The sequence below is a fragment of the Thermodesulfobacteriota bacterium genome (assembly GCA_039028315.1).
Lineage (GTDB): Bacteria > Desulfobacterota_D > UBA1144 > Nemesobacterales > UBA2774 > CR02bin9.
In genome coordinates this window covers 1-2,693 of the sequence record JBCCIH010000243.1, presented here as the reverse complement: position 1 = coordinate 2,693, position 2,693 = coordinate 1, and the positions used below count along the sequence as shown (strand labels likewise).

At 39.7% G+C, this 2,693-nt stretch carries 3 protein-coding genes; 1 reads left to right on the top strand and 2 read right to left on the bottom strand.

Annotation, left to right across the window (positions count from 1 at the left end; genetic code table 11):
* Positions 1-131: 131 nt before the first annotated feature.
* Positions 132-848 (bottom strand): VTT domain-containing protein, encoded by a 717-nt coding sequence (locus AAF462_11475; protein MEM7009743.1) that lies wholly within the window; start codon positions 846-848, stop codon positions 132-134.
* Complete coding sequence (locus tag AAF462_11470) at positions 849-1,583, bottom strand: glycosyltransferase family 2 protein (GenBank protein ID MEM7009742.1); 735 nt, start codon at positions 1,581-1,583, stop codon at positions 849-851.
* Between the two features lie 777 nt (positions 1,584-2,360).
* Between AAF462_11470 and AAF462_11465 the strand changes: the two genes are divergently transcribed.
* On the top strand, positions 2,361-2,693 hold a 333-nt coding region (locus AAF462_11465), incomplete at its 3' end, for a response regulator (protein ID MEM7009741.1).

The window sequence follows — 2,693 nt, the reverse complement described above, 5'->3', positions numbered from 1 at the left end:
TTTCTTTTGCAACTTGTGCAAAACGAGGTTCGTCAGCAGGCCAGGGATCTCTTAACCCAAGCCCGATAAATATCAACACGCTAGCCAGTACAAAAAGCCAGAAAGTATAATTTGGGTGCTTGTTCTTATGTTTAATGGCTAAGCTCGTCTGATTCATTGCTACATTTGCTGCTTTTTGTGAGTGAACGAAGAGTTTTATCGTCATTATGTTGACGACGATAAACCTTAAAAAGATATGCGCTTAGCAAGCTGGAAATCCCGAATAATAGGGCGCTTATGATTATTTTAAGTTCAGAGTTGACTAATACACCCTTACCCATCAATGCAAAAACCGCCATTTGAGGGATGTAGCCAATAGTAGACCCAAGAATAAAAGAGCGTCGTGGAATCTTTGAAACGCCAGCAAAAATGTTTGTGAGTAGATTATTTCCTACTGGCAACAGTCTAATGATAACGGACTTAAGAAAGGGAGAGCGAACTAGAAAATGGTCTAACTTGCGCACCCGCATTTCAAAGTGTTGAATAATAATCGGTCTAGCGAAAGATCGGGACACTGCCATAACTGTTGCACAGCTGAGGATAGCTGCTAATGTTGAATAGATGATACCTGCAGCAAATCCAAAGGCATACCCCCCCATAAATGCGACTAACTGGCGTGGAAGTCCGATAGAAAGTAAAAATACTGAGACGGCTAAAAATTTGGCTATCCCTGTCACTCCATTATTACGGGTATGCTTGTCTATCCATTCCTGATTAAATGCGTCAAATGAGGGAGAGACCGGAATCAAATGACTAAAAAACAGAATGGTAAGTACCAAAATGAAGAAACGAAGGAGACTGGAATTCAATTAGATACTCTCTTCATTTTCTAAGATGACATCATTAAGTTTATTACGTTTCTGAAGCCAATAAACTCCTGCCATATCAGTTAGTCCGACCCCAAGCCGCCCTAACATATTATATTTTGATTTTCCAAATTGCCTGTCTCTGTGATTCACCTCAACAACTTTAATGATCCCACCTTGTCGCCGGATCAGTGCTGGCAGAAAACGATGCATATGATCAAAATAGGGTAAATCGAGGAATGTTTGTTTTGGAAAGACCTTTAACCCACATCCGGTGTCAGGTGTATCATCATTAAGAAATTTACTTCTTACAGAATTTGCTAGTTTTGACTGAAATCTTTTCCAAGCTGTATCCTTTCTGTTTTTACGGTGACCAGCAATGCAAAAGTGACTCCCTAACGGAAATTGAGAGGCCATAGTCAGGAGGTTTGGTATATCAGAGGGATCATTCTGCCCATCCGCATCAAGTGTTACTACAAGTTCTCCATCAGCATGGCTCACCCCTGTCCAAATAGCTGTACTTTGTCCCACCGAGTGCTTATGCCGTAGTACGTTAACTTTGTCAAAGCCACTCGCTTTCAGGTAAAGCAAATTCTCAAATGTCTTATCCGTACTTCCATCATCAACATAGATGACTTCGAAGTTTGCTACACCTGTTAACGCTCTATAAATTTCCTCAATTAAGGGTTTTAAATTTTCTTCTTCGTTTTTTGCTGGTATTACAACTGAAATTCGCACGTAGCCCTCTGTCAAAGCCCCAAGATCAAGCAAATTCTATTTTCGACAGGAAAACTCTAACAAACGAAACTTAAGATACGCTTATGAAGAGTCATTTAATTGAGGTAATAATGTTCTAATCGCTCAGGAAGGAAGAAAGAGGCTGGTTAAGGAGGGAACGCTATAGGAGTGTGTTTCGACCAGCTATCGTAGTACTTTCGCCACGGCCTTGGCTTGCACTTACAATCACCTTGTCATGTTATTGCAAATATTTTGTCCTGAGGAACGCTTGCGGCCAAATAAGCCACAAAGTCAGTGCTTGAATCGGCATAAGCAGCGAAAAGTTTCCAGCCAGACTCCTTGTAAGGCTTTAGAATATTTAGTTTAAACGTTTTAAAAGCTTTTTCGCTAAGCCATCGAATTAGCTACCTGAATATCTCTATCTGGGAGATGGTAACGGGATAAAAAAGTGGAATGTTGAACTGGAAGTATACATTTCGCGCAGTCAGATAGATAATTTTGAAGCCTTTATCAGCGTATGCTTGAACACGTTCAGACGCATTTTCTCTTTCAGAAAAAATGCAGGCGTTACAGGGGATCAATGTTCCATCGATGTCAAAAATGACAGCTTTGTCACTTTTACCATTGGGGGGAGAAATTTCTGTAGAGGTTATTGAGCACCCACAAAGTAGCAGCGCTGATATAAAATAAGCCTTCATCGTTAGTCACAAGACTGTTATTAATATGAACAAAATATCGAGATAAACTTAAGAGCTATTGAAGTAAATCAATCGATTTATGCTAAAAGAACCACGTATACGTAGGTTAACTATAAGCACCTTTTCAATAGCTTCTTCAGCAAATCCTAAGGTTGAGAAGGTATACTCAAATAACTTTAAAATTGACATTCAAATTATGAGAATACTTCTGATAGAAGACTCTTTATCATTGAGAAACAGTTTGAGCTTAGGCTTGGAAAAATTGGGCTATTCAGTCGATACTGCTGGCACTGGCTCTGAGGGATTGAGTATGGCGTTGCTTGGTAGCTACGAAATAATCATCCTTGATATGATGCTACCTGAGTTGGACGGTATGACTATTCTTAAAACGTTACGAAAAAGACATTTAGAA